Source organism: Sinosporangium siamense (genome assembly GCF_016863435.1).
Taxonomy (GTDB): Bacteria; Actinomycetota; Actinomycetes; order Streptosporangiales; family Streptosporangiaceae; genus Sinosporangium; species Sinosporangium siamense.
Genome location: NZ_BOOW01000004.1, coordinates 85,763 through 112,470 on the forward strand (window position 1 = coordinate 85,763; position 26,708 = coordinate 112,470).

21 protein-coding genes are annotated in these 26,708 nt (G+C 70.7%); 12 read left to right on the forward strand and 9 right to left on the reverse strand.

Features of this window, described 5'->3' with window-relative positions; translation table 11 throughout:
- Nucleotides 1-4: 4 nt before the first annotated feature.
- From Ssi02_RS01605 to Ssi02_RS01625, 5 genes are all read right to left on the reverse strand, one after another.
- Nucleotides 5-1,687, reverse strand: coding sequence for a sensor histidine kinase (locus Ssi02_RS01605; RefSeq protein WP_204020264.1), 1,683 nt, complete (start codon nucleotides 1,685-1,687; stop codon nucleotides 5-7).
- Complete coding sequence (locus Ssi02_RS01610) at nucleotides 1,684-3,048, reverse strand: BTAD domain-containing putative transcriptional regulator (protein ID WP_239128507.1); 1,365 nt, start codon at nucleotides 3,046-3,048, stop codon at nucleotides 1,684-1,686. Before Ssi02_RS01610 ends, Ssi02_RS01605 begins: the two co-directional genes overlap by 4 nt.
- A 184-nt stretch (nucleotides 3,049-3,232) precedes the next feature.
- Nucleotides 3,233-5,209 (reverse strand): sensor histidine kinase, encoded by a 1,977-nt coding sequence (locus Ssi02_RS01615; protein WP_239128508.1) that lies wholly within the window; start codon nucleotides 5,207-5,209, stop codon nucleotides 3,233-3,235.
- A 135-nt stretch (nucleotides 5,210-5,344) separates the two neighbouring features.
- Nucleotides 5,345-6,553: an MDR family MFS transporter gene (locus Ssi02_RS01620; protein ID WP_239128509.1), complete on the reverse strand. Its 1,209-nt coding sequence runs from the start codon at nucleotides 6,551-6,553 to the stop codon at nucleotides 5,345-5,347.
- Between the two features lie 59 nt (nucleotides 6,554-6,612).
- Nucleotides 6,613-7,083 (reverse strand): MarR family winged helix-turn-helix transcriptional regulator, encoded by a 471-nt coding sequence (locus Ssi02_RS01625; RefSeq protein WP_204020273.1) that lies wholly within the window; start codon nucleotides 7,081-7,083, stop codon nucleotides 6,613-6,615.
- A gap of 76 nt (nucleotides 7,084-7,159) precedes the next feature.
- Here Ssi02_RS01625 and Ssi02_RS01630 point away from each other — a divergent pair, with 76 nt between their 5' ends.
- The 6 genes from Ssi02_RS01630 to Ssi02_RS01655 all read left to right on the forward strand — a co-directional run bounded on the left by Ssi02_RS01630 (nucleotide 7,160) and on the right by Ssi02_RS01655 (nucleotide 15,886).
- On the forward strand, nucleotides 7,160-7,534 hold the full coding sequence (locus Ssi02_RS01630; protein WP_204020275.1) for a cupin domain-containing protein: 375 nt from the start codon (nucleotides 7,160-7,162) through the stop codon (nucleotides 7,532-7,534).
- A gap of 66 nt (nucleotides 7,535-7,600) precedes the next feature.
- A complete protein-coding gene (locus tag Ssi02_RS01635) occupies nucleotides 7,601-8,563 on the forward strand; it encodes an ArsR/SmtB family transcription factor (protein WP_204020277.1) in 963 nt (320 codons plus the stop codon).
- A 226-nt stretch (nucleotides 8,564-8,789) separates the two neighbouring features.
- Entirely contained in the window at nucleotides 8,790-10,151 is a 1,362-nt protein-coding gene (glnA2, locus tag Ssi02_RS01640; protein WP_204020279.1) for a gamma-glutamylpolyamine synthetase GlnA2, read from the forward strand.
- A 179-nt stretch (nucleotides 10,152-10,330) separates the two neighbouring features.
- Nucleotides 10,331-13,879: a WD40 repeat domain-containing serine/threonine protein kinase gene (locus Ssi02_RS01645; RefSeq protein ID WP_204020281.1), complete on the forward strand. Its 3,549-nt coding sequence runs from the start codon at nucleotides 10,331-10,333 to the stop codon at nucleotides 13,877-13,879.
- 184 nt (nucleotides 13,880-14,063) lie between these two features.
- The gene (locus tag Ssi02_RS01650) at nucleotides 14,064-14,795 is read left to right on the forward strand and encodes a PaaI family thioesterase (protein ID WP_204020283.1); all 732 of its coding nucleotides are present in this window, start codon (nucleotides 14,064-14,066) and stop codon (nucleotides 14,793-14,795) included.
- 47 nt (nucleotides 14,796-14,842) lie between these two features.
- Nucleotides 14,843-15,886, forward strand: a complete 1,044-nt coding sequence (locus Ssi02_RS01655; RefSeq protein ID WP_239128510.1) for a zinc-binding dehydrogenase — start codon at nucleotides 14,843-14,845, stop codon at nucleotides 15,884-15,886.
- A 130-nt stretch (nucleotides 15,887-16,016) separates the two neighbouring features.
- Here the strand turns inward: Ssi02_RS01655 and Ssi02_RS01660 are convergent, their stop codons facing one another.
- Nucleotides 16,017-16,406, reverse strand: a complete 390-nt coding sequence (locus tag Ssi02_RS01660) for a hypothetical protein (protein WP_204020285.1) — start codon at nucleotides 16,404-16,406, stop codon at nucleotides 16,017-16,019.
- 494 nt (nucleotides 16,407-16,900) lie between these two features.
- On the opposite strand from Ssi02_RS01660, the gene Ssi02_RS01665 reads away from it, so the two are divergent.
- From Ssi02_RS01665 to Ssi02_RS01690, 6 genes are all read left to right on the forward strand, one after another.
- Nucleotides 16,901-17,107 (forward strand): hypothetical protein, encoded by a 207-nt coding sequence (locus Ssi02_RS01665; RefSeq protein ID WP_204020287.1) that lies wholly within the window; start codon nucleotides 16,901-16,903, stop codon nucleotides 17,105-17,107.
- The gene (locus Ssi02_RS01670; protein ID WP_204020289.1) at nucleotides 17,107-17,673 is read left to right on the forward strand and encodes a DUF6879 family protein; all 567 of its coding nucleotides are present in this window, start codon (nucleotides 17,107-17,109) and stop codon (nucleotides 17,671-17,673) included. The genes Ssi02_RS01665 and Ssi02_RS01670 overlap by 1 nt, the downstream gene beginning before the upstream one ends.
- Complete coding sequence (locus Ssi02_RS01675; protein ID WP_204020291.1) at nucleotides 17,648-18,514, forward strand: helix-turn-helix domain-containing protein; 867 nt, start codon at nucleotides 17,648-17,650, stop codon at nucleotides 18,512-18,514. The genes Ssi02_RS01670 and Ssi02_RS01675 overlap by 26 nt, the downstream gene beginning before the upstream one ends.
- A gap of 185 nt (nucleotides 18,515-18,699) precedes the next feature.
- Nucleotides 18,700-19,794: a methyltransferase domain-containing protein gene (locus tag Ssi02_RS01680; RefSeq protein WP_204020293.1), complete on the forward strand. Its 1,095-nt coding sequence runs from the start codon at nucleotides 18,700-18,702 to the stop codon at nucleotides 19,792-19,794.
- A 3-nt stretch (nucleotides 19,795-19,797) separates the two neighbouring features.
- Nucleotides 19,798-20,184 (forward strand): hypothetical protein, encoded by a 387-nt coding sequence (locus Ssi02_RS01685; protein WP_204020295.1) that lies wholly within the window; start codon nucleotides 19,798-19,800, stop codon nucleotides 20,182-20,184.
- Nucleotides 20,185-20,335: 151 nt separating this feature from the next.
- A complete protein-coding gene (locus Ssi02_RS01690; protein WP_204020297.1) occupies nucleotides 20,336-21,610 on the forward strand; it encodes an FUSC family protein in 1,275 nt (424 codons plus the stop codon).
- Nucleotides 21,611-21,662: 52 nt separating this feature from the next.
- Here the strand turns inward: Ssi02_RS01690 and Ssi02_RS01695 are convergent, their stop codons facing one another.
- The 3 genes from Ssi02_RS01695 to Ssi02_RS01705 form a co-directional block, all read right to left on the reverse strand.
- Nucleotides 21,663-22,376: a hypothetical protein gene (locus Ssi02_RS01695; RefSeq protein ID WP_204020299.1), complete on the reverse strand. Its 714-nt coding sequence runs from the start codon at nucleotides 22,374-22,376 to the stop codon at nucleotides 21,663-21,665.
- A gap of 76 nt (nucleotides 22,377-22,452) precedes the next feature.
- Nucleotides 22,453-23,484 (reverse strand): hypothetical protein, encoded by a 1,032-nt coding sequence (locus Ssi02_RS01700; protein ID WP_239128511.1) that lies wholly within the window; start codon nucleotides 23,482-23,484, stop codon nucleotides 22,453-22,455.
- Between the two features lie 87 nt (nucleotides 23,485-23,571).
- Nucleotides 23,572-26,577, reverse strand: a complete 3,006-nt coding sequence (locus Ssi02_RS01705; protein WP_239128512.1) for a bifunctional [glutamine synthetase] adenylyltransferase/[glutamine synthetase]-adenylyl-L-tyrosine phosphorylase — start codon at nucleotides 26,575-26,577, stop codon at nucleotides 23,572-23,574.
- Nucleotides 26,578-26,708: the final 131 nt, after the last annotated feature.

Below are 26,708 nucleotides of genomic sequence, written 5' to 3' on the forward strand. Positions count from 1 at the left end.
CGGCTCAGCCGGCCGCAGACGGGCCCGGCCCGGACGGGCAGGAGGTGCCGATCGGCTCGCGTCCGGGATCGTTGAGACCGTGGGCGATCAGCCGCACCTCGCTGCTCACCGAGTCCATCTCCCCGCGCAGGCCGGCCAGCACCAGATCGGCCGCGAGCGGCGCGCCGCGCACGTCCCTCCTGGCCTCGCCGAGCGCGTCCGCCATCCCCGCGAGGGTACGGCAGAGCCCTTCGGACAGGTGCTTGCCGAGCCGCCGCCGCTCCTCCTCACGCGCTGCCAGCGCCTGCTCACGCGAGTGCCGCAGCGCGGCGGTCATGCGGATCGCGTGCGCCACGTCCGCGAGGTACGGCGTGGCCGCGGCGACCAGCCGATCGTGGTGGGCGCGGGAGAACCTGCGCTCACCAGGAGGGCCGATGAGCAGCAGGCCGACCGGCTCGCCGTACCAGATCAACGTGATCTCCCGGGGAGCGGCGCCGAGCCGCCCCACCTCCACCCGGGTGTCGCCGCCGGGGACCGTGACCTGCACGGCCACCCCGGCGACGCCCAGGTGATCGCGCACGACTCCGGCGAGCGCGCCCAGGGCGGGCGCCGGGTCGGTGTCGCGCACCCGCTCTGCCAGGGCGGCGGCCAGTGTGCGCGGATCACCCTGCGGGCCGAACATCATCCGGTCGATGCCCCGGCTCAGCAGGGCGCGCAGCGGCTGGAGGAACACTCCGGTGGCCAGGGCGGCGGCCAGCCCGCCCACCTGGTGATAACCGGCGAGAACGAAGCTGGAGGCGGAGCTCACCCCGAAGTACACCGCGCTCACCACGGCCAGCAGCCCCGCGCCGACCAGCGCCCGCCCGGCGAGGGTGTCGATGTCGAACAACCCGTGGCGCATCGCGGCGAACGCGATCGCCACCGGGATCAGCGCCGTCCAGAGCGTCGCGAGGAACCAGAAGTCCTCACCGAGCAGGAAGAACACCACATAGAGCGCGAAGGCCACGAGAGGCCAGCCGATGCGCCGCCGGCCCTCGGGTGTCGCCCGGCGGAACTTCCAGATCAGCGAGGCGAGACTCACCGTGACGAGCGTGGTGAAGGCCACGGGCGTGATCGCCGCCAGCACCTCCCGATACGGCATGAGGATCTGCAGTCCCAGCGGGTTGGGAATCACTTGGGGCCAGGCATAGTGCGCACCGGGGGGCGGATCGGGCCGGACCACTGTGCGGGCCACCTCGTAGACGATGAGAGCTGTGGAGAGCACCGCCACCGGCCGCCACCGCCGCGACGGCAGGCTGTCGTCCGGCGACAACAGCGGCATGAAGAGCGCGAGCAACGCGCTGCTCACCGTCATCGCCGTCTGCGACACCGGCCGGATCAAACCCGCCACCGCCAGGTCGCCGTCGGCGGCGAAACGCAACATGACAGCGTTGGCCGCCACGTGGAACCCGCTGAGCAGCCCGCCCCAGCACATCACCCGCGCCAGGCCGAGCCGCGGCCGCTGCACGAGCAGGAGCCATCCCACCACGGGAAACGTCAGCGCCGCCCCGAAGTTGGGCGTCGCCGGCACGGGTGGTGTCCACCCCTCGGGCAGGTTCACCCCCACCACGAGTCCCGTCAGCGCGAGGACCGGCCCCAGCACGGCGCACACCGCCGCCCCCGCGCGTAGCGGGCTGCCCTCGGCGCTCTGACCGGTGGCGCCGGTCATCCCGCGCCCGGTGTGATCAGGCCGCATTCGTAGGCGAGGACGACGAGTTGCGCGCGGTCGACCAGGTCGAGCCGGTTGAGGACGGCGGCGACCGTCGTGGCGACCGCCGGTTCCGGGACGGCCAGGGTCTGCGCGATCTGCTCGTTGGTCAGCCCGCGGGCGACGAGCTTCACGATGTCGAGCTCGGCGTCGGACACCCCGGCGAGAGCCGCCGGGGCATCGGGCGCGGAGCGCCCGGCGAAGCCCGCGATGAGCTGGGTGGTGACCGCCGGATCGATGAGCGCGTCGCCGGCGCAGGCGGCCCGCATCGCGACGAGGAACCGCCGGGGGGAGGACGTCTTGAGCACGAACCCGCTGACACCCGCACGCAATGCCGCGTAGAGGTTCTCGTCGGTGCCGAAGGTCGTCATCATGATGACCTTGGGCGGGTTCGGGTCGGCCAGGATGCGGCGGGCGGCGGCCAGGCCGTCCAGGCCGGGCATCTGAATGTCCATGAGCACCAGATCGGGCCGCGTCTCGCGCACGACGGCGATCGCCCGCTCGCCGTCCTCGGCCTCCCCGGCGATCTCGAACCCCGGCTGATCGTCGACGACGACCCGCAGGCCGGCCCGCACGAGGGCCTGGTCGTCGACCACGACCACCCGCACGTTGCCGGGCTTGCCCTCGGGCAGTGTGGTCAGCCACCGCGGCCCCTCCAGGTGGGGCGCCTGGGAGAGCATGTCGCCCTCAAGGCGGCGCAGCGCCGCCGACAGGTCCAGGCCCAGCTCGTCGCGCCAGATGTCGCGGGCCCGGCGCAGTGCGGCGAGCGCGTCGCCCTGCCGCCCGGCCTGGTAGAGCGCGAGCGACAGCAGCCGCCAGGCCTCCTCTCGCAGCGGCTGCGCGGCGGCGTGCGCCTCCAGGTCCGCGACCAGCGCGGCGGCCCGTCCGAGCGAGAGCCCGGCGTCCGCCCGCCGCTCGATCGCGGTGAGACGCAGTTCGGCCAGGCGGGCGGCCTCGGTCGAGGCCCACGGCGAGTCGGCGAACTCCGCCAGCGCCGGCCCCCGCCAGAGCGCGAGCGCCCCCTCCATGCCGGCCCACACGTCGGCGGGACCACCGCCGGTCTTCACCAGCTCCTCGAACCGCCAGGCGTCCACCTGCTCGGCCGAGGCCTTCAGCGCGTAGCCCGGCGGCGCCGACACCAGCACCCCCGCCTCCTCCCGAGGCGCCCGATCGGGCTCCAGCGAACGGCGCAGCCGCGACACATAGCCCTGAATCGTCGACAACGCCTGTGCGGGTGGGCGTCCGTCCCAGATGTCGTCGATGAGCGTGGTCACCGGCACGGCCCGCCCCCCGGCGACGATCAGCCGGGCGAGCACCGCCATCTGCCGCTGACCCCCCACGTCAAGTGGTGTGTCCCCGGCGAAAACCTGAAATGGCCCGAGAGTGAGAAATGTCAGCATGGCAGGCGTAAGCGTAGAGGGAATGAACGATCGGGGAGACGGCAACTACCGCCGTAATCGACTCCCCGATCCCATCGCCACGTGATCGTCCCGCACGTCGGCGGCCTCACAGCGGCAACGCCGCCTCGACCAGCGTGCCGCCGCCAGGCCGGGGCGACACGGTGCACACGCCGCCCAGTTCGGCGGCGCGCTCGCGCATGGACGACATGCCGACGCCGCGGGGCGCCTGCTCACGCACCCCGAGGCCGTCGTCCTCGACCACCACACGCAGCACCTCGCGCCGCCGCCGCGCGCCCGAGCCCATGACGGCGACGTGCGGCGACTCCTCCCGCGCCAGCCGTACGGTCACCCGGGCCGGGCCCGCGTGCCTGCGGGCGTTGGTGAGGGCCTCCTGCACGATGCGATAGGCCGCCACCTCCGCCGCGGCCGGCAGGGGGCCGAGGTCGCCGGCCTCCACGACGGCGCCGTCGCCGGTCAGGCCGCGCACGGCGTCAGCCAGGCCGAGTTCGTCGAGTTTGGGCGGGCGCAAGCCGTACACGAGTTCCCGGATGTCGCTCGTCACGGCGCTCATGCCGGTGCGCAGCCCGTCGAGGAGTTCCTCGGCCCGCGCCGGCGAGTTGCGCAGCGACACGCGGGCCGCGTTGAGGCTCATCGCCATGCCGCTGAGCGACTGGCCGAGCCCGTCGTGCAGGTCGCGCCGGAGCCGCCGCCGCTCCTCCTCCCGCGCGGCGAGGATGCGCCGCCGCGAGTCGCGCAGCTCGGCGGCGAGGCGTACGGCATGAGCCGCGTCGGCGGCGTAGGGAACGAGGGCCGCCAGCACCCGTTCGTCGTGCGCGACGGGGAAGGCGCGCGGGCTGGGCGGGCCGAGCAGCAGGGTCCCGACGGGTTCGCCGTGCCAGACGAGCGGGAGTTCGCGGACGGCCGCGCCGCGCTCGCCGGAGACCGTGACGGTGCCGCCCACGTCGATGCCGGTCCAGGTGGCCCCGAGCCCGGCGCGCAGGGCGGCGGTCGTGGCGGCCAGTCCCTCGGCGGGATCGGCCCGCTGGAGCCGCAGGCGGAGTTCCTCGGCGAGGGTGACGGGGTCGCCCGCCGTGCCGTACAGGAGCCGGTCGGCTCCTCGCCGGAACATCTTGCGGATGGGATGGAAGAACACCCCGGCGAACAGCGCGGCGGCGAGTCCCGCGACGCGGTCGAGGCCGGACAGGACGATGCCGGCCGCGGCGGTGACCGCGAAGTAGACCACCGCCACCACCGCGAGCAGCCCGGCGCCCACCAGGGCGCGCGTGATGAGCGTGTCGATGCCGAACAGCCGGTAGCGGAGCACGGCACTGGCGATCGCCGCCGGCACGAGCGGCAGAGTGAGCGCGGCGGCCCACCACAGGGGGTTGCCCACCGCCCACGGCACGACCACGGCGCCGATGGCGAGCAGCGGCCAGAGGATCTGACGGCGTTCGCCGGCGTCGGCGCGGCGGAAACGGACCGCGAGGGAGGCGAACGCCACGATCATCGCGAGGGCGATCAGCCAGCCGAGGAGCGTGCGGGACGTCAGGTGGTAGGGCGCGAAGCCCTCGATCGCGAACGGATTGGTGTCGTGCGGGGCGCGGGGCGGGCGCACCAGCTCGCGCAGCGTGTCGAGGGCCAGCACGGCGGCGGTGGCCACGGCGGCCCACCGCCACCGCGGCGACACCAGCCTCCCCGTGGGATATAGCAGCGGCAGGAGCACGGCGAGCAGCAGCGTGGCGATGTTCCACGTCACCGACACCCCGAGCCAGAGGGTGCGGGTGGGCCCGCCCTGGAGGGCGGTCAGGTGGGCGAGGCCGGTCAGCAGGATGTTGGCGGCCGAGGCGAGGCCGCCCAGGCTGAGCAGCCAGCCGATCCACAACGCCGGCCGGTGGTGGATCAGCAGCGCCCCGAAGGCGGGGAAGGTGACCCCCGCCACGTCCTCGGCCGTGAACGGCAGAGGAGTCGCCTCGTTGTCCGGCAACCCGCTGCCCACCCACAGGTGGGCGACCACGAGCGCCGTGGAGACGACGGCCACAGCGACCGCCCCGATCCTGGCCACCACCTGAGCCCGCGCCCGCACTTGCAGACCACCCCAGCCACCGTCTTGATCACCCTGCCGGGTTGGACGGTATCGCGGCCGGACCACCATCCGATTGACGTGCGTTGGACGTGGCCTTGATCCCTCCTCGGCCCGCGCGATCGGGGTGCCGCCCGATTACAGCGCCGGCTGGACCGCGCGGCGGCGGATCGCGGGGGCGATCGCCATGTGGCCGGCCGCGGCGGCCAGGCCGAGCACGCCCATCGTGCACCACAACGCCACGGGGCCGATCGACAGCAACCAGGTGCCGAGCGGCGGCGCGAGCAGGGCCGCGCCCGACCACGCGAAACCGTAGACCCCCATGTAGCGGCCCCGCAGGTGCGGCGGGGCGAGCCCGGCGACGACGGCTCCGCCGATGCCAGCCGTGATCACCTCGCCGGTCGTCCAGATCAGCAGCGCGACCATGAAGCCCGTCATCGACGTCGCCAGGGCGTGGAACGCGAAACCCACGCCCACGATCGCGACGCCGACCGCGAGCACGGTGCTGTGGTCGCGGCGGGCCAGCCAGGCGTTGATGAGCGGCTGCACGATCACGATGAGGATGCCGTTGGTGGCCATGGCCACGCCGTACTGGACGGTGGTGAGGCCGGAGCCGATCATGGCTAGCGGCAGGGTGCTGAACGCCTGGCTGTAGATCATCGTGTAGGCCAGGGAGAGCAGCACGAAGGCCAGCATGAGCCGGTCGCGCAGTACGTCGCGGAAGCCGCCGCCCTTCTTCTGCGAGGCGGTCTTCGTCTCGGGCACGGCCACCCACACCAGCGCTCCGAAGGCGACGGCGGAGACGGCGTTGATCCAGAAGAGCCAGATGATGCCGCTCTGCGCGAGCAGCCCGCCCACCGACATCGCCACGGAGAAACCCACGTTGAAGGCCCAGAACAGCAGCCCGTAGGCCCGGGGCCGGTCCGCCGCCGGGATGAGGTCGGCCACGAGGGCCTGCGACGCCGGGCGGTAGGCGTCGAGCGCGAGTCCCACGACGAACATCGCGGCCACGATCCACGGGAGCGACGTGCTGTAGCCGAGCGCCAGCATGCCCGCCGCCGCCACGAGCATGCCCCCGGTCAGGGTCGCGCGCCGCCCGATCCTGTCGGTCAGCCAGCCCGCGATGAGCTGTGACAACAGCGCCCCCGCGCCGTATACCGCCATGACGAGCCCGGCGACGGCGAGCGAGTGGCCGCGGGCCTGGGTCAGGTAGACGCCGATGAACGGCTCGACCATCGTGCCGAGCCGGTTGAGCAGGCTGCCGGTCCACAACACCCAGAAGGTGCGGGGAAAGCCACCGATTCGAGACGCGAGAAAGGAGGGTTTGGGGGTGATCGTCTGGGCCACAGGCTCAGGTTCCGGCATCACCCCGGGTGGGAGCGAACGTTTTAGCCCTGGCTAAACCCTCACCAAACAGGGCGCAGCGGGGGGATGTCGTCGCCCGCGAGCACGCGGATGATCGCCGCGAGTTCGGCCCGCGGCACGTGCAGGCCCGCCTCGTGGAGCCGCTCGGTCAGTTGCGCCTCCAGCTCGTGCAGCGTCCGCCCGGCGGCCAGCAGGTGCTCATGGGCCTTCCCGGTGAGCACGACCAGTTTGCGGCGCCCGCCCGCGGGGTGCGGGGTGCGTTCGACGTAGCCGCGGCGTTCGAGGTCGTCGACTATCTGCCCGGCCGCCTGCTTGGTGACGCCGAGGCGTTCGGCCAGCTCGCTGCTCGTCGCGCCCGGCCCGCGCAGGGCCTGGAAGGTCATGCCGTGCACCGGCCGCAGGTCGGCGTGACCGGTCGCGTTGAGGCGGCGGGCGAACTCGGCGAGCAGCAGTTGGAAGGCCATGCCGAGCAGGAAGGTCAGCTCGGAGTGCTCAAGGGCGTCATCGGACACCTGCTCATCTTGACATAGCCATATAAAGCCACTTTACTCGACATCAAGTAAAGCGGCTTTACTAAGGAGAATCGCCATGTATGTCGTCAGCGAGACCGAGCAGCGCACGACCAGGACACCGGCCGCCGATGTGTTCGCCTTGGCCGCGCCGAGCCAGGGCAGCGTGGAGATCGCCACCTGGCGGGTCGAGATCGGCGCGGGATCCGCAACCCCCGTGCACTCCATCGACCGCGAGCAGGTGTGGATGCCGCTGTCCGGCGTGTTCGAGGTCTTGGTCGGCGACCGGGCCGAGCGGGTCGGGGCCGGGCAGGCGGCCATCCTGCCCGCGGGGGCGGTCCGGCGGGTGGTCGCCGTCGGCGGGGCGGCCGAGGCGCTCGTGGCCATGGGCGTCGGCGGCACGGCGGCCGTGCCGGGCGGTGAGAGCGGGATTCCGCTGCCCTGGGCGCAATGAGGCTGAGACGGCCCCGGTGGAGGGTGAGTCAGTGAACTGTGGCTAAATGGCCACCGGGGGTGAGGTTTGGCCGTCGAGTGGATCTTCGGGACCGAGGACGTCGCGCGCATTCGCTTCGCGTTCTCGCCGCTCTGGGAGGTTGTCTTCAGCCTGCGTGCGCTGCGCGACCCGGCGCGGCACTCGGTGCACCTGCCCTTCGTCCGGGCCGTGCGCCCACGCATCGCCGCGCTGGGGCTGAGCGATGTCTTCGACCTCATCCCGGCCGAGGGCTATGTGCCCGACTTCATCACCCCGCCCCCCGCCAGCCCGGTGCCCGACTTCGAAGCCGACCTCGACCTGATCCGGCGTGCGCCCCCCGGCCTCGCCGCCGAAGAGGTGGCCGAGGCCGAGCAGATCGGGCCCGCCGTGACCGAGCGGTTCCGCGCCGACCCGGAAGGGTGCATCGACCGGGTCGTCGCGGGGCTACGGCGCTACTGGGACGAGGTGTTCGCCGACTACTGGCCCCGCGTCTACGGGCTTTTGGAGAGCGACGTGCTGTGGCGGTCGCGGCGGCTGGCCAGCGGGGGAGCGCGGGAGCTGTTCGCCGACCTCAACCCGGCGGTGCGCTGGGACGGCGACCGGCTCTGGGTGCTGCGCCACTGGCGCCACTCCCGCGCGCTGAGCGGCGAGGGGCTGCTGCTGGTGCCGACCGCCTTCCGGTGGCCGGATGTGGCCACCATTGTCTATCCGTACCAGCCGATGCTGGCCTATCCGGCGCGCGGCATCGGCACCCTGTGGGTCGATCAGCCGCCGCCGGCGCCCGAGGCGCTGGCGGCGCTGCTCGGGCGCACCCGCGCGATGGTGCTGACGGCGCTGGCGGAGCCGGCGTCCACCACGTCTCTGGCCCGGCGGTTCTCCCTCACGCCGGGGGCGGTCAGCCAGCATCTGGCGGTGCTGGTCGACGGCGGCCTGGTGGCGCGGCGGCGGGTGGGGCGCGTGGTCGTCTACCGGCGCACACCCATGGGAGATGCGCTGGTCTGCGCGTCCTGAGATTCCGGCCGACCGGATACCCTGGACGTGGGCCGACACGCAGATTGTGCACATGTGGCCATAGGTGAGGGTGAGTCTCCGCATTCGTACGCGTGGAGCGTGCCCGGTCACCCGTAACGTGAGCGAAACAAGGTTCCGGCAGACTGGAAAGTGGCCAGAAATGTCTGCCGCAGGCCGAGGGCGACATTGGCGTCGATCTGACGCGGCAGTAAGTAGAGGAGTTGCCTTGGACCGCCAGCAGGAGTTCGTGCTGCGCACTCTCGAAGAGCGCGACATCCGGTTCATCCGGCTGTGGTTCACCGACGTTCTGGGCTTCCTGAAGTCGGTGGCCATCGCACCAGCGGAGCTGGAGGGCGCATTCGCCGAAGGCATCGGCTTTGACGGGTCGGCGATCGAAGGATTCGCCCGCGTCTATGAGTCGGACATGCTGGCCAAACCTGATCCCTCGACTTTCCAGGTGCTCCCGTGGCGCAGCGAGACGCCGGGGGCGGCCCGCATCTTCTGCGACATCTTGATGCCCGACGGCTCACCGTCGCACGCCGACCCCCGCTGGGTGCTCAAGCGCACCCTGGCCAGGGCGGCCGACATGGGGTTCACGTTCTACACCCACCCCGAGATCGAGTTCTTCCTCCTCAAGTCGCGCCCCGACGGCACCGGGCGGCCCGAGCCGATCGACCACGGCGGCTACTTCGACCACACCCCGCACAGCTCCGGCCACGACTTCCGGCGCAACGCCATCATGATGCTCGAGTCCATGGGCATCTCGGTCGAGTTCAGCCACCACGAGGGCGGCCCCGGCCAGCAGGAGATCGACCTGCGCTACGCCGACGCCCTCACCACGGCAGACAACATCATGACCTTCCGCCTGGTGATGAAGGAAGTGGCCCTTGAGCAGGGCATCTGGGCGTCGTTCATGCCCAAGCCCTTCACCGAGCACCCCGGCTCGGGCATGCACACCCACATGTCGCTCTTCGAGGGCGACCGCAACGCCTTCTACGAGCCCGGCGCCGAATACCAGCTCTCCAAGATCGGCCGCTCCTTCATCGGCGGCCTGCTCAAGCACGCCGCCGAGATCACCGCCGTGTGCAACCAGTGGGTCAACTCCTACAAGCGCCTGTGGGGCGGGGCCGAGGCCATCGCCGGGGCCGGGGGAGAGGCGCCCGCCTACATCTCGTGGGGCCACAACAACCGCTCCGCCCTCGTCCGCGTGCCGATGTACAAACCGCACAAGGGCGGCTCGACCCGCATCGAGTTCCGGTCCCTCGACTCCTCGTGCAACCCCTACCTCGCCTTCGCGGTCATCCTCGCGGCCGGCCTCAAGGGCATCGAGGAGGGCTACGAGATGCCCCCCGGCGCCGAGGACGACGTGTGGGCCCTCACGAGCGCCGAGCGCAGAGCCCTCGGCATCAAGCCGCTCCCGCAGAGCCTCGACGAGGCCATCAGCGCGATGGAGCGCAGCGAGCTCGTCGCCGAGACCCTCGGCGAGCACGTATTCGACTACTTCCTGCGCAACAAGCGCACCGAGTGGAGCGAATACCGCCGCCAGGTGACCGAATACGAGCTGGGACGCTATCTGCCGGTCCTCTAGGCCACCTCGGTACGGCGAAGCCGGGAGGGCCGCTCGCCTCCCGGGGGGCGTCGCACCGGGCGGAGGCGCTTAGGCGGACGCCTCCGCCGTGATCCCGCAGCGGGTTCGAACTTCACGGTGTTCCCGCGCGTCAAAGGGAGTCACAGGGACTTTTCACGGATCGCTGGAGGATTCTCGTGGTGCGCGGCGCGTTGGTTCCCGGTGATCCGGAGCGCCTGGGTGGTTATGTGCTCGCCTCCCGGGTGGGGGAGGGCGGCCAGGGCGTCGTCTACGAGGCATATGACGAGGCCGGGCGGCGTGTCGCGATCAAGGTGCTGCACTCCGAGGTCGCCTCCCGCGTGACCCGGGAGGTGACCGCGGCGGGCCGGGTCGCCTCCTTCTGCACCGCGCGTCTCATCGACGCCGACGTGACCGCCGAGCGGCCCTTCATCGTGAGCGAATACGTCGACGGGCCAAGCCTGCGCCGCGCCGTCGAGGAGGGCGGGCCATTCGCCGGCGACGCGCTGCTGCGGCTGGCCATCGCCACCGCGACCGCGCTCACCGCCATCCACGAGGCGGGCGTCGTGCACCGCGACTTCAAGCCCGACAACGTGCTGCTCGGCCCCGACGGGCCGCGGGTGATCGATTTCGGCATCGCCCGCACCAAGGAGATGTCGGTGACGCTGCCCGCCCAGGTGGCGGGCACTCCGGCCTACCTTGCCCCGGAGGCGCTCACCGACGCCGAGGTGGGGCAGCCGGCGGACGTCTTCGCCTGGGGCGCGGTGGTCGTCTACGCCGCCACGGGAAGCAGCCCGTTCGACGCCTCCAGCATGGGGGCGGTGCTGCACAAGGTGCTGGTCGCAGAGCCCGACCTCGGCATGCTGCCCGAGCCGCTGCGCGCGCTCGCCGCCGCCGCCCTGACCAAGGACCCGGCGGGCCGGCCCACGGCCGCGCACCTGCTGTTCGCGCTGCTGTCGGGCGGCCACGCGGACACCGCCGGGCGGCGGGCCGAACTCCTGCGTGCGGGCGCCCGCGCCGCGGCGGCGCTGCAGCCGCCAGGCGACATGGTGGAACGCAACCCCGAGCTCGGCGTGGTCGCCGAGAACGTCTACGCCACGCTCGCGCCCGGCGAGCAGGAGGTCGTGCCCGACGTCATGCTGCGCATGGTCGCGCCCGGGGACGGCGGCGCCGACGGCATCCGCCGTACCGACGCCGACGAGCTGAACGTCGCCGACGCCGCGTCGGTCGGCGGCGTGATCGACAAGTTCACCCGGGCGGGGCTGCTTGTTCGCGAGGATGACGGGGTGCGCCCCGCCGGTGTGGCGCTGCTGCGCGCCTGGCCGAGGCTGGTCACCTGGCTGGAGGCCGAGCGCGAGGGCCTGCCGATCCACCGGAGGCTCACCGAGGCGGCCCGCCTCTGGCACGACCACGGGTGCAAACCCGGCGACCTCTACCAGGGCACCCCGCTGGAGCAGGCCACACAGTGGGCCGCCACCGGGCGGCGCCATCTGCACCTCAGCGACCTGGAGACGCGGTTCCTGGCCGCCGGGGCCTCCGCCGTACGCCGCCGGGCACGTGTCCGCCGCCTGCTCACGGCCACCCTCGCCACCCTGCTCGTGATCACGGTCGCGGCGGGGGCGTTCATCGAGGTGCAGCGCCGCGACTCCGCCGCCCAGCGCGACCTCGCCGTGGCCCGCACCCTCGCGTTGCGCGCCGAGACCCTGCGCGACCGGGAGCCCGCAGCGGCGCTGCGGCTGAGCGCCGCGGCCTGGGAGATCGCGCCGAACCCGGCGGTGCCGGAGATCAAGGGAGCGCTGTACGGTTCCCTCGCGCAGACCGTCGCCGACGTGTTCAAGGCCCCCGGCTCGTCGGCGGGGGTGCACGCGCTGAGCACCGACGGCACCACGCTCGCGAGCGTCGCCGGCGGGACGGTCCGGGTGTGGGACGTCGTGAGCGGAGAGCAGCGCACCTCCTTCGGCGGGGTCGGCGACGGCGTCTTGCGCGCCGCCCTCTCGCGCGGCGGCAGGACGCTCGCCCTGCACGACCAGAGCGGCGTGCGGCTGTGGGACGTGCGCACGGGCAAGCCGGTGGGGGCGAGGTTCGGGCCGCCGGTCAACCCCCTCTTCGACGAGCAGTTCGAGTTCGACGGCACAGGCGACCACCTCGCGATCATGGAGGAGGGGCGCAGCAGGCCCGTGTGGTGGCGGGTCGCCGACCGCACCAAACTCGTCACCGGCGGCGGGCTCTCCACGGTCGCCGTCAGCCCCGGCGGGCGGCTCGCCCTCGCCTCCTCCGGCGGTGTCACCCACTGGTGGAACCCCGCGACCGGCGCGCGTGTGCCGGGCGCCCTGCCGACTCAGGTCACCGACCACGCGGCGTTCAGCGGAGACGGCCGTGTCTACGCGGTCGCCGAGGACAGGGAAGGGCAGCTCGACGCCGTCCGCATCTGGGACATGCCGAAGGGCGCCGAGCGCCTCCTGGAGCTGCGGGTCGACGGCGTGAACATCGCCCTGAACGACGACGGCACCCTGCTCGCGATCGCCACGGCGGACCAGATCGCCGTGATCGGCACCGCCGACGGGTCCGAGGTGATGCGTGAGCACATCGACGGCGATTTGAACACCCAGCCGAGGTTCAGCGACGACGGGCGGTTCGTCAGGGTGCTCCGGCCGGGCGGCACCGTCTACTCCCTGCGCATCCCGCAGGGACAACGCCTGCTGCGCAAAGGTGAGGCCGCCGGGGCCGTGGCCCTGTCCGCCGACGGCACCACGCTCGCCTTGGAGCGCAAAGGGACGATCCAGATGTTCCGTACGGCAGGCGGCGGAAAGCTTGGCCCTCCCATCAAAGTGGCCGAGTCCGCCGCGGCACGGGTGGCCCTGGCCTTCAGCCCCGACGGGCGGGTGCTGGCGGTCGGCGGCGCCCTCACCGTCGGCGAGCGCGGCGAACTCTCGATCGCGCTGATCGACACGGCAGGCGGGCGGGTGACCAAGTCGTTCCCGGTGCTCAACCAGCGGATGGAGTGGTTGTCGGCCCTCGCCTTCTCACCCGACGGCAATACGCTCGCGGTGTCCGAGAGCCCGGTGGGAGACTTCGCGCACGGCCATCGACCCTGGCTCGAACTGTGGGACCTTCGCACGGGCCGGGGGCGCGGGGTCGACAACGGCGGCGGGGACTCCATGGCCTTCAGCCCCGACGGCTCACGTCTGCTCACCGCGTTTCTGCCTTATCCCGCGATGGTGGACACCCGATCGGCCCGCGTGTTGCCGTGGCCGGGCCGCCGGCCGTACATGACGGGTCAGGGCCCGGTGGCCTTCGATCCCGGCGGCGGGATCGCGGTCGTGCCCGAGGGCAAGGGGGTCGACCTGTGGCACACCGCGCCGTGGACGCCGCAGGACCGCCCGATCGGGCAACCGGGCACCGAAGGGGTCGAGGCGGCGGCGTTCGCCGACGGCGGCGCCACACTCGCGGTGTCGATCGGCAACAAGGTCATGCTCTGGGATGTGCGCACCGGGCAGCCGCTGGCCACGATCAAGGTGCCCGGCTGGGACAACGAGCTGGCGGCGGGGGACGGTGTGCTCTACGTCGCCGCCAAGGACGGCACACTCACGTCCCACATCGTCGACCCCGCCCGGGCGGCGCGTGCGGTGTGCGAACAGGCCGGCGGGGGTTTCAGTAGGGCTGAATGGCAGCGCTACGCGCCCGGAACCCCTTATCGTGACATCTGCTCCGGTGATCGTGACGCTGGGTGATCCCGGACCTCCTTCGGGCCGGCTTTGCCGTGCCTGTGTGTGGTCCGTGGAAAAAGACACGTGTCGAGTGGCTCGTGTGCCCTGCGTGCATTGTTGTTGCCGGTAGCTCGGGTAAAATCGGCGACCTACTTCAAACGCGATTCAGGACATATCGCCATGTGCGGCGTTAATCAGGAGGTCGAGTATGACGACGGCTGCAGGGCTGCAGACCGTAGTGACCGTTCCGGCGCGCTTCCGCGGACCCGAGGGATCGGCGAACGGCGGCTGGATCGCGGGCACTCTCGCAGACACACTGACAGAGGCCGGATGTGAATCCGCCGTCGAGGTCACGTTGCACGCCCCCACGCCTCTCCAAACCGAGCTCCGCCTAGAACATATGGTCAACACCGTCACCCTGTCCGAGGGTGACCGCCTCCTCGTCGAGGCCATCCCCGTCGCCGAGGAACTCACCGGCCCCGGCTTCGTGCCCTTCAACGAGGCGGCCAAAGCCGAGTCCCGGTTCCCCGGCCTGATCGACCACGCCATCGCCGACTGCTTCGCCTGCGGCCTGCGCGAGCCCGGCGACGGCCTGCGCATCTTCCCCGGCCGGGTCGACGACGACGGCGCGTTGTTCGCGGCGGGCTGGCGCGTGCCGTTCACCGTCTCCGATGAGGGCGGCAGCGTGCCGACCCCGATCGTGTGGGCCGCACTCGACTGCGTCACCGGCTGGGCCCACCTCCAGCCCGGCGAGTCCGCCCTGCTCGGGCGCCTCACCGCCCAGGTGCACCGCCGCGTCTTCCCCGGCGGCACCTATTCGGTCGTCGCCCGTGCCACCGGCCGCGAGGGCCGCAAGATGTACGGCGAGAGCGCCGTCTACGAGGTGGACGGCACACTGGTGGCCGCGGCCCGCGCCACTTGGATCGTTCCCAAGAGCTGATACGCCGGCACTTGACCTCAACTTAACTTGAGCTTTTAGGGTTCCAGGTGAGCCGGCTCCCATCGGCCGGCTCACCCTCCTTTTTCCTCAAGCTCGTGGAGGTCCACACGATGCGCGCGATCCGCCTGCACGCCTTCGGCCCGGCCGAGAACCTCCTCTACGAGGAGATCGCCGACCCGGCGCCGCGACGAGGCCAGGTGCGCATCCGGGTGGAGGCCAGTGGCGTGCATCTCATCGACGTGCACCTCAGAGAGGGCAACGCCGGCGGGCCCCTCCCGGTGCCCGACCTGCCGATGACCCCCGGCCGCGAAGTCGCCGGCGTCGTCGACGCCGTCGGCCAAGGCGTCGACGAGACCCTGCGCGGCCGCCGCGTCGTCGCCCACCTCGGCGCCGCCAGCGGCGGCTACGCCGAACAGGCCATCGCCGCCGCCACCTCCCTCCACGTCATCCCCGACCACCTCGACGCCGCCACCGCCGTGGCCATGATCGGCACCGGCCGCACCGCCGTCGCCGTGCTCGACATCGCCGCCGTCACCCCGGCCGACGTCGTGCTCGTCACCGCCGCCGCGGGCGGCCTCGGCGCGCTCCTCGTCCAGGCAGCCAAAGCCGCCGGCGCCACCGTCGCCGGTGTCGCGGGCGGAGCCGACAAGGCCGAACGTGTCCTGCGCCTCGGCGCCGACGTCGCGGCCGACTACCTCGCCGCCGACTGGCCCGGCCGCATCACCGAGGCGCTCGACGGCCGCGGCATCACCGTGGTCCTGGACAGCGTCGGCGGCGGCGCCGGGCGCACCGCCATGGAACAACTCGACGTCGGCGGCCGGTTGATCCTCTTCGGCTATTCCTCCGGCCGTCTCACCGACGTCACCTCCGCCGACCTCGCCGAACGCGGCCTCACCGCCACCTGGGCCCTGCGCCCCACCCTCCTGCGCCGCCCCGGCGCCATGCGCGAACTCGAAACCCGCGCCCTCGCCAAAGCCGCCACCGGCGAACTCACCCCGCTCACGACCCGCTTCCCCTTGGAGAAGGCAGCCGAGGCCCACCGCGCCCTCATCGGCCGCGCCACCGTCGGCAAGGTCGTCCTGGTGCCTTGAACCCCGGGCTTCGAACTTGGGCCCCGGAATGGACGCTGTGCCCCTGACCCCACCTACCCGGTCGCCCTGCCGGATCAACATGTGCCAGACCAACGTGAGCCGGATCAGCGGTGGGATGGCCGGAACTCTCTCAGTTCCATGCGCTCCCCTCCGACAGCAGCGACACCATCGACGCCTTCGACACCTCGACGCACGTCTCGTGATCGGGAATGTCCATCTGCGCCAGTGCCTCGGCGTCCGTCACCCGGGCGCCCTGGACGATGAGATTCCCGTTCGGCTTCACATGCACGATCGGATGGGTGAACCGTGTGATCCTGCCGAGGAGCCCGTCCTTTGCCAGGTGTGTCATCAGCTTCGCCGTGATCTCCACCAACGTCTCGTCGTCGGGCACGTCGACCGACGCGAGAATTTGGAAATCGGTCACGATCCAGCCTTGAATGACGTAGGAATTCCGGTCGGTGGCGTACAACGTCGGGGACTTGCCACCGGTCGACTCCTTGCCGAGGAACTCCGGCCTCACAATCAACAACCTCCCTACGCCCTCCCGCCGGGCCGAGGGCGGCGCACGGCGTCGCTTCCCAAACACGTTGCGCTACGACCGGTGGACGGTCAAGTGCCCCCTGGGGTACGCCACGGTTTCCCTCAACGACCTGCTTTGACGGACTCCGGCACCGCACACATTGCCCGGTCGACGCGGTTCCATGATCCCCGGCCGACACCCGCGCCTCCCGGCACAGGCCACCCGCTGCCGTCCCGCGGCAATCAAGGTGAGGTGTGAATCGACGCCTTTCCAGCAAATCAGCCCTGATTTCACGCGGCGTGCAAGTGTGGATCCATTTATCGGCGAGCCGCAAGTTGATTGCCGAAGATTGCTCCGAGGTCGGAGAGCGGTAAAAAAGGCCCGATGCCTCCAGGGAGAAGTGAATGTCTCACCCTCTTGACTGCTCTACGATTTCGACTGAATATCGCTGCGAGTGTAGTTCGGCAATCCCTCCCCGATTCCAAGGAGACGGCATGCGGATGACGTTCGTCGGCAAGACCGCCGGTAGCAACGAGGGAGACTGTCCCGCGCTCTACAAAACCGATCGCGGCACCTACGTCGTGCAAGGGTGGAAGGTGACCGACCCGCAGGCGATCGCCGACGCTCGGGACCTCGCGTCAAACGAGGCGCTTGTCGAGGTCCCGGCAGATGTGCTTCACCTGGCCTGGGAGAGCAGTTAATGCGGAATATCACGAGAGAGGAGTTCCTCGACCTTTTCCGGCGAATGCGGCATGGAGCCTTTCGGCTCGAGCTGCGCGACCACTACAACGTGCCCGCTGAGCGTGAACGGTGGGAAGCCTTTCAGGAGGCTGACTGGGCGCGCCTGGACGCACTCAATCGGGTGCAGCGCGCAGCTTGGATGGAGCTCATGCGGTCGGTTGCGGCGGCGGGTCGAAGCGTCGAGCGTGTCCGGGTCGTCACCGAACCGCCGACCGACTACGTCCGCTTCGAACTCCGGTCGAACTCTGGAAACGCTGAGGCGGGAGAGGACATCCGCTACCTTGCCCGCGACTTGGCGGCCGGATTGGATCTGCCGGCCGATGACTACTGGATGTTCGATTCGCGGCAGGTGGCGATCATGAGGTTCGGCGGTGACGACGTCTTAAAGGCGATCGGGTTGGTCGATGACCCGGACATCGTCGCGCACTATGTCGCCGGCCGACACGCTGTGTGGTCGCGAGCAGTGCCGTACGAGGAATATGTCAGGAGATGGCCTGTCGGTGCCGAACATTCGTCAGGCGCGTGAGGCCCTGGGCGTCCGCCTACGCGAGTTGCGGCAGAGCAGCGGGCTGAACGGCAGGGAGTTCGCGCGGAGAGCGGGGTGGCTGGCCACAAAAGTCTCCAAGATCGAGCATGGCAAGCAGACGCCAAGCGAGGCGGACCTGCGTATCTGGGCGGGGGTTTGCGGCGCCGACGATGAGGTCGTCTCGCTTTGCGCTCAACTCCGCAACTTGGAGTTGGCCTATGCCACGTGGCGTCGGCAGCTACGCGCGGGGACGGCGGCTCGCCAGCGCCGGCTCTCAGAGATCGAGGCGAAGGTCGGCCTGGTGCGATGGTTCGAGCCGTCGACGGTGCCGGGACTGCTGCAGACAGCTCAGTACGCACGTGCGATCTTCGCTCAAGTCATCGCGGTGCACGGGTTGCCTGACGATCTTGAGGCTGGTGTCACCGCTCGTATGGACAGGCAGCGTGTTCTCCGGCAACCCGGCCAACGATTTCATTTCCTTGTCACAGAGGCGGCGTTGAGGAACTTGGTCTGTCCGCCGGAGGTGCTGAAAAGTCAAGTTGAAGGCCTCATAGCGTCGGCTGGGATGCCAAGCGTCGCATTGGGCGTGATCCCTTTCGGTGCTCGGCTTGCCAAGAGTCCTGTACATGGGTTCGTTATCAGGGATGAAGCGCTTGTGTCCGTTGAGACCTTCGCCGCGGAGTTGTCGTTGACACAGCCGGAGGAGATCCGCCTGTACGGAAGAATCTTCGATTTGATGCGGGAGTCCGCGGTGTACGGCAAGGCGGCCCGGAAGGTGTTGCTTCGTGTGATCGACGATCTGAGCGCGCTCGTCACCGGCAATGAGGAGCAATCTCCTTGAGTGGGTGATGCACCCGCTCGTAGCGTCGCGGCACGGTCTCAACCGAGGGAGTTCACGATGGACAAGCACCGCGATCCCAAGCCGCCGCCTCCGCCGAAGCCTGTGCCGTTGCCGAAGCCGAGTCCGGATGGGGACCGGCCGCTACCGAGGCCGGCGAAGTGACGGGCTTGTGGGGAGTGGAGGGGGTGGGCGCAGAGTGGGAGGAGATCTTCGCGCGGGTGCCGCGGGCGGAGTTTCTGCCGGATCTCATGTGGCCGTTCGATGAGCGGTCGGGGGGTTACTCGGTGGTGAACCGGGCCGAGGATCCGGTGGAGTGGGAGCGGCAGGCGGGGCGCAATGCGGCGATGGTGACGCAGTGGGATGACGGTCGGCATGAGGGGCGTGAGCCGGGGGAGGTGCCGACGTCGTCCGGCTCGAAGCCGTCGCTCGTGGTGCGTATGTTGCAGGAGCTCGATGTGCGGCCGGGGCATCGAGTGCTGGACGTCGGGGTCGGGACGGGGTGGACGACGGCGTTGTTGTCGGCTCGGGTGGGGGCGGCGAACGTGGTCGGGGTGGAAATCGATCCCGAGGTCGCGGAGGCGGCTCGGGGGAGGTTGCGCCGGGCGGGCTTTGGGACGCCGGTGGTCACGGGGGATGGCGGCTGGGCGGCTGGAGCGCCGTACGACAGGGTGCAGGTGACCTTCGCGGTAAGGCGGGTGCCAGGAGCGTGGGTGGAGCAGACGCGGGTGGGGGGTGTGCTGCTTGTGCCATGGGATACGGGGTTTACCGATGTGCAGGCATTGGTGCGGTTGACGGTGGAAGAGGATGGTCTGGCGCGCGGGGCTTTCGTCGGCACTGTGGGTTTTATGATGTCGCGGCCGCAGCGCGGGGGTGTGCCGGTGCACCGGGAATACTTCCCCTCGGATGTGGAGTGGCCGGATGACACGGTGGAGTCGGTGACAGAGGTTCGTCACGACGAGCTCCTGGATGATCCGTACGGCACGGCGGCGTTCGTCGTGGGGCTGCGAGTCCCTGAGGTAGTGCATTCGGCCACCGCGGAGGGTGAGGGGATGCGGGTGGTCTACTTCTATTCGCTTCGATGCCGTTCCTGGGCGGTGGTCTTTTTCCAGGAGGAGGGACGGCAGCGGGTGCTGCAGGGTGGGAAGCGGCGGGTGTGGGATGAGGTTGAGGGGGCTTTCCGGTGGTGGATGGAGCGAGGGCGCCCGGAGGTTGGGCGGTTTGGGCTCACGGTCCGTGTGGATGGGGGGCGGGAGGTGTGGTTTCGAGGGTGCGGGGGGTGAGGTGTGGTTATTCTCCTGGGCATGGACATGCTGGAGATCGTGGAGAAGTATATTCAGCGGCCGGTTGAATATGTTTATATTCACTCGTTGGGGGACAGTGGGTTTTTTGTTCTGACGTCGATTGTTTTCATGGTGCTGGTCTTTGGGGTTTCGCCGGTGCGGCGGCGCTTTGTGCGGGGTGGGGGAATGCCTTATCTGCGGGCGGTGTTTTTGGTTTTCGGGACGCTGTTGCTCATGCGTGCTGTGGGAGCGTGGCTTTTTATGGGGGTCGGGGCGGCGGAGGGGGCGTTGGTGGCGTTGGGGGCCATGGTGGGGGCACTGGTCTGTGGGGTGGGGGAGAGGGGCCGGGATGCGGGGAGAGCGGTGGATCACGCCGATAGTGCGAAATAGGGTGCTAAGAGTGAGCAAAGGTGGGAATGGGCGGCTAGGTGGGGGCATTCAAGTGCTTGTCCGGTAGGTCCATCGTCGAGGTTTCCGCCAGGTGGAAGCCCCTCGGCCCCCACCGCCGGCGGACCACCCACGAATCCAGTGCATACCTCACATGTCCATGACAAACGACCTGCTCAAAGCACATGCACGCACCATGGCTGCCCTGGCGCCCCCGGTGCGCCTGGCGACCCGCCGCGCGCAGCCGACGGTGGTCTTCATTCTGCGGCTGACGCTCACCGCGACCGCCGCCTACCTGATCGCGACATGGCTCCCCGGCGCGGAGGTGCCGCTGCTGGCGCCGCTGACGGCGCTGCTCGTCGTGCAGGTGACGCTCTACAAGACGATCCGGGCGGCGTTCCAGCGCATCGCGAGTGTGGTGGCGGGGGTGATGATCGCCGTGTGGGTGGCCTCCGTCCTCGGGTTCACGTGGTGGAGCCTGGGGGCGACGATCGCGGCGGCCCTGGTGGTGGGCTACGTGTTCCGGCTCGGAGACCAGATCCTGGAGGTGCCGATCAGCGCCATGCTGATCCTCGCTCTCGGGGCGCACACGACGACGGGAGCGACGGGACGCGCGTTCGAGACGCTCATCGGCGCCGCTACGGGCCTGCTGGCCGGAGTGATCGCCTCACCCGTGCACATGCGGCCCGCGCGGGAGGCGGTCGGTGATCTGGCCGACCGGATGAGCGAGATGGTGGACCGCATGGCGGGCGGGATGACCGGCGAGTCGGGCCGGGAGTCGATGTCACGCTGGACGGCGGACACCCGCGAGGTGACCAAGGACATCCAGCGTGTCGGCCGCGAACTCGACCACGCCGAGGAGAGCCTGCGCCTGAACCCCCGTGCGCCCGTCTACGAGCTGACCACCCTCGGGTTGCGCGGCGGCCTGGAGGCGCTGGAATATTCGGCGTTGACGTTGCGGGGATTGGCGCGTTCGATGGCTGATCGGGCGGCCCAACCACCTGACGAAAGCCTCACCTACGACGAGGACAGCCGCAAACACCTGGCCGCCGCGCTGCGGGAGATAGCCGGAGCGATGCGGGCATACGGCAAGCTGGTCCAGGATCAGGGCAACGAGACGCTGCGCAACTCCCTGCGCCGCCACCTCTCCTCGGGCAGGCACCAGCGTGACGGCTTCGCCCACCTGCTCACCCCCGACGCCTCACCGCTGTCGGCCCGCTGGCGGCTGCACGCCGAGGTGCTCGTGCACCTGGACCGGCTGCTCGACCTGTTCCACACCGAGCACCAGATCCACCCGAGCGAGCGCAGGCGCGGCCCCAGCATCGCCGACCGCCGCCGCGCCCGCCGCGCCGCGGCGAGGGCGGTGGCCGTCGAGGTGATGCGGCCGCGCACGGCGTGGCGTCCGAGGGACACACGCCGGCCCCGGTGACGACATGCGTACGGCACAAGCCCGGCCGGGGCTTGTGCCGTACGCGATCGGCCTAGGCTCCGGGGCAGCGCTCGCCGTACTTGACCGCGGCGAAGGAGACGCTCTGGTCGGCGAGGGAGGCGCCCGCGGCGGGCGTCTGGCTGCAGACCTGCCAGCCGGTGTCGCGGAACGCGATGCGGTTCGCGCCCGTCGCGTCCTTGATCTTGATCTCGGTGCCGCGCGGCAGGGTGCCCCGGGCGACGCGCAGGCTGGTGCCGATGAGGTTCGGCATGGTGCCGGGCGCCGCCGCCGCGGGGGCGGGCGTGTCGCCGCCGACGGGGCAGCTTTCGTCGAGCTTGGCCACGGCCAGGTCGACCGTGGAGTCCCGGGAGACACGCCCAGGCATCGGGTTCTGCCCGCAGACACGCCATTGGCGCTGGTTGAAGATGACGCGTCCCCGGCCGAGCGCGTCGTGCGCCTTGATCTTGACGAATCCCGCCTTCCGCAGGCCGCTCCGCGCCGTGCCGAGCTCCTTGCCCAGCTGCGAGGCCAGCTCGCGCGTGCCGTCATCCGGGGTGTGCACCCGCCGTACCTTCTTACGGGTTTGCGCGGGCTTGGCGATCAGCGCGGTCCGCGGTGCCGGGTTGGCCGGCACGACGGCGTATGCGGGTGAGTCCCCCGGCACCGGGGTGTGCGCGCGTGCGGCGGCACCCCCGGTGAGCGCCGTGCCGAAGGCGGCGCAGCCGGCCAGGACGATGAGTCCGGTGCTGGTGATGATCGTTCTCATGAGTCCCCCTTTGATCTTGATGGGGGGACGCGATCTAGCTACCCAGGTCCCGCGTATATCAAGCGCAAAGACTTATCTACCGACCGGCCCTCGACCGGATACCGGTGAGCCTGCGCAGAATGTCCCACCAGAACGACGCCCCGAACAACAATGCCGCGAACGTCAGCACGAACCCCGGCCAGTGCCCCGGCGAGATCAGCCTCTCCCACCAGGCCCCGAGGTTCCACTTCACCTGCGGATCCCCGTTCTGCGGTACGGCGACGCCGACGAGCGCGTGGTCGAAGATCTTGACGAGCGCCGGTGAGCTGAGCGCCTCAGTGACGCAGCGATAGGGGTCGGCCGAGTCACCCGTGGCCGTGCAGCGGTCCTTGAGCGCGGTCAACCCCTGGTCGCCGCCGCCCGCGATGGCCGCCACCCCCTCCCGGAAGGCCTGGTCGCGCAGCAGGGTCTTGCCGTATTCCAGGGCGTCCATGCTGAACACCAAGGTCAGCACGAGACCCAGCACGGCCACCACCCACCGCACATAACGCCGGTAGAGCAGCGTGAGCCGGCGCATCTCGGCGTCGAACCACACCTCCACCTGCTGCCTGAACCGGTTGACGTCGGCCGCCGAGCTCTCCCAGATGCCCTGCAGATGGCCGTGCAACGGGCTCCGCATGGCCTTGAGCTTGTCGAGCAGCCCCTGCACGCCGTTCGGCTCGGCGGACGCGAACTCCATGAGCGCCAGGGCGAACCGTTCCGGCGGCAGCGTCGCGATGCTGGTGCGCTTGGCCTTGGGATGGTCGATCTCGCGGACACGCTCGTAGAGCCGCTCGGTCAACTCGCCCTCGGCGACCGCCTCGCCCTCGGGGATGGGGGAGAGCACCGCCGGGGAGGGCATGGAGTTGTGCCGAGGGCGCGCGTCACGGGAGAACGGCAGAGCCGTGAAGACGTCGCGCATGCCGGCGGGGAGGAACGAGCGGCCCTGCCGGTCGGGGCCGTCCAGAGTGTCACGCAGAAACGCCCAGAGGAACTTGCTGCGGATGGACAACAACCGCACGAGTCCCTCGTTGATCCCGCTGACGAGCAGGGATAAGAACAGGAAAGCGAGGACTAGCCCGACAGCCAAGTCAACGTAAGTAGAGAGCAAAATTGATCACCCGCACCGTTGATACACCTCCGGCACGAGTGACGCAATCCACTCAACGGTCACGGATCACTGATAGAAGACGCGCTCCATGACCCGCCGGGCCCTGCGGGTCGCCCGGCGGTAGTCGTCCACAAAGTCCTCGGACCCGCCGGGCGGATATCCGAGCGCGCGGGCGATGAGCGCCCGGTCGCGCACCAGGGTCGGGATGCTGTCGGCGGCCCGGCCCCGGACCAGCATGATCGCGTCCCGCACCCGCGAGGCGAACAACCAGGCGTCCGCCAGCACCTCGACGTCCGCCTGCTCGATCAGCCCGGCCGCGGCCGCCGCCCGCAGCGCCGCGAGCGTGCGGGGGGTGCGCAGATCGGGCACGGTGGCCGCGTGACGCAACTGGAGAAGCTGCGCCACCCACTCCACATCCGACAAACCGCCCCGGCCGAGCTTGGTGTGCAGGCTGGGATCGGCTCCGCGCGGAAGCCGCTCGGCCTCCATGCGCGCCTTCAACCTACGGATCTCGCGCAGCGCGTCACCGTTGACACCGCCCGCGGGATAACGCAGCGGCGCGATCAGCTCGGTGAACTCCTTGCCCAGCTGCGCGTCACCCGCGGAGAAGCGCGCCCGCAGCAGCGCCTGCGACTCCCAAGGCGCCGACCAGCGCCGATAGTAGGCCGCATAGGACGCCAGCGACCGCACCAGCGGCCCCTGCCGCCCCTCGGGACGCAGATCCGGGTCGATGAGCAGCGGCGGGTCGGGCGCCGGCAGCGCCAGCAGCCGGCGCAGCTCGTTGGCCACCGCGTGCGCCGCCTCCGACGCCGCCCGGTCGGGCACCCCCGGATGCGGATCGTGCACGAACATCACGTCGGCGTCGCTGCCGTAGGAGCACTCCAGGCCGCCCAGCCGCCCCATCGCGATCACCGCGAACCGGGTCGGGAAGTCCTCGCGCCGCTCCATCGACACTTTGCCGACGGCCACGTCCAGCGCCGCCTGGATCGTGACGTCGTTCAGCTCCGACAACGCCAGGCCCACCTGCTCGATGTCGATCACGCCCATGAGGTCGGCGACAGCCGTACGGAACAACTCGCGCCGCCGGAGCCCCCGCACCCCGGCCACGGCGGCTTCGCCGTTCTCACCGTGGCGCTGCACGCCCGCGGTCACCTCTGCGAGCAGCGTCTCCTTGGGGCGTGTGGCGAGCTCGGCGCCGCTGCCGAGCATCGTGACCGCCTCGGGGGCGTTGAGCAGCAGCCCCGTCGCGTAACGGCTCGTGCCGAGCAGCTTCGCCATGCGCTCGGCAGCCGCGGTCTCGTCGCGCAGCAGCCGGAGATACCAGGGGGTGGCGCCGAGTTTGTCGCTCACCTGGCGGAATCCCAGCAGGCCCGCGTCCGGGTCGGGCGCGTCGGCGAACCACCCCAGCATCACCGGCAGCAGCGTGCGCTGGATCGCGGCCCGTCTCGACACCCCGCTGGTCAGCGCCGCGATGTGCCGCAACGCCCCCTCCGGGTCGGCATAGCCAAGCGCCTCCAGCCGCGCCTTCGCAGCCGTCGGGGAAAGACGCTCCTCCTGCTCGGGCAAACGTGCCACCGCCTGTAGCAAAGGCCGGTAAAAGAGCTTCTCGTGTAGCCTGCGCGCCTCACGCGCGTGCCGCTTCCACCGTGTCGTGAACTCCCCGACCGGATCGACGCCCATGCCGAGCGCCCGTCCGATCCGCCGCAGATCGGGAGGGTCCTCGGGCACGACATGAGTACGGCGGAGCCGGTGAAGTTGCACGAGGTGCTCGATGCCCCGGAGGAAGGAATAGGCCTCCGCCAGGGCTTTCGCGTCGTCCCGTCCGACATAGCCGCCTCGCGACAACGCCGCCAGGGCGGCGAGGGTCGCCCGGCGGCGCAGCAGCGGATCGTGCCGCCCGTGCACGAGCTGCAGAAGCTGCACGGCGAACTCGATGTCGCGGAGCCCGCCGGGCCCCAGCTTGATCTGCCGCTCCGCCTCGTCGCCGCGCACGTGCGACTCGACTCTTCGCCGCATCGCCTGCACGTCGTCCACGAAGTTGTCCCGGGTGGCGGCCTGCCACACGAGCTCGTTGACCGCCTCGGTGTAGCGTCCGCCGAGCTCCAGGTCGCCCGCCACGGGTCTCGCCTTGAGCAGCGCCTGGAACTCCCACGTCTTCGCCCAGCGCCGGTAATAGGCGAGGTGGCTGGTGAGCGTGCGCACCAGCGGGCCGTTCTTGCCCTCCGGGCGCAGCGCCGCGTCGACCTCCCAGAGCGCCCCCTCAGGGGTGCTCGCGCTGCACGCCCGCATCATGCCCTGCGCCAGCTTCGTCGCGATGCGCAGCGCCTCGGTCTCGTCGAGTCCGTCGCGGGGCTCGGCCACGAAGATCACGTCGACGTCGCTGATGTAGTTGAGCTCTCGCGCCCCGCACTTGCCCATGCCGATCACCGAGAGGCTCACCTTGGCGGCCTCGGGCACGTCGGCCCGCGCGAGCGCCAGCCCCGCCTCAAGCGCGGCCCCGGCGAGATCGGACAACTCCGCCGTCACCTCGCTGAGCGACGAAGCGCCCGACAGATCGCGTGCCGCCAGGTGGAGCAGCCGGTCGCGGTAGGCCACCCGCAGGGCCGTCAGCGCGGCCTGCCCGCGCGAGGCCGCCACCGGCTCGGCCACCTCCGGCGGCGCTCCCACCGCGGACAACAGGGCGGCCCGCAGCTCCCTCGACATCGGGCGGACGGCGGGGCCGCTCAGGATCCGCCAATGATCTGGATGCCTCACCACATGCTCGGCCAGCGCCGCACTCACCCCGAACACCGACAGCAGCCGCTGCCTGGCCTCGGGGGCGTCGCGTAGGGCGGGCAGAATGTCCGGGTCGCGGTCGGCGAGCCGGCTCAGCGACGTCAGCGCCAGGTCCGGGTCGGCCGTCGCCACCAGCGCGTCAAGCAATCCGGCATCGGCCTCCGCCTCCGCCCCGAGCCCGTCGAGCAGGCGCTCGGCGCGGGCCCCGTCGGCGAATCCCAAGCGGGCAAGCCGGCCGGCGGTCGACTGCATGCGAGGCACGCCGCTCACCTCCCCCTCGCCAGGGTGGCGCTCCATGGTTCGCACGTCGCCCCTCATCCTGTCAGCTTGAGGACCCTCGTGACACACTGCTGAACCTTTCCCACCTCTCTTGATCAGCCGGGACCCACGTCGTCGTGCTGTCGTCCGGGGCGTCGGAGAGGTTTCCA

Coding starts and splice junctions, on each gene's coding strand:
- Ssi02_RS01605 (WP_204020264.1), bottom strand. CDS start 1,687: ATGACCGGCGCCACCGGTCAGAGCGCCGAGGGCAGCCCGCTACGCGCG.
- Ssi02_RS01610 (WP_239128507.1), bottom strand. CDS start 3,048: ATGGCGGTGCTCGCCCGGCTGATCGTCGCCGGGGGGCGGGCCGTGCCG.
- Ssi02_RS01630 (WP_204020275.1), top strand. CDS start 7,160: ATGTATGTCGTCAGCGAGACCGAGCAGCGCACGACCAGGACACCGGCC.
- Ssi02_RS01650 (WP_204020283.1), top strand. CDS start 14,064: ATGACGACGGCTGCAGGGCTGCAGACCGTAGTGACCGTTCCGGCGCGC.
- Ssi02_RS01665 (WP_204020287.1), top strand. CDS start 16,901: ATGCGGATGACGTTCGTCGGCAAGACCGCCGGTAGCAACGAGGGAGAC.
- Ssi02_RS01670 (WP_204020289.1), top strand. CDS start 17,107: ATGCGGAATATCACGAGAGAGGAGTTCCTCGACCTTTTCCGGCGAATG.
- Ssi02_RS01690 (WP_204020297.1), top strand. CDS start 20,336: ATGTCCATGACAAACGACCTGCTCAAAGCACATGCACGCACCATGGCT.
- Ssi02_RS01695 (WP_204020299.1), bottom strand. CDS start 22,376: ATGAGAACGATCATCACCAGCACCGGACTCATCGTCCTGGCCGGCTGC.
- Ssi02_RS01705 (WP_239128512.1), bottom strand. CDS start 26,577: ATGGAGCGCCACCCTGGCGAGGGGGAGGTGAGCGGCGTGCCTCGCATG.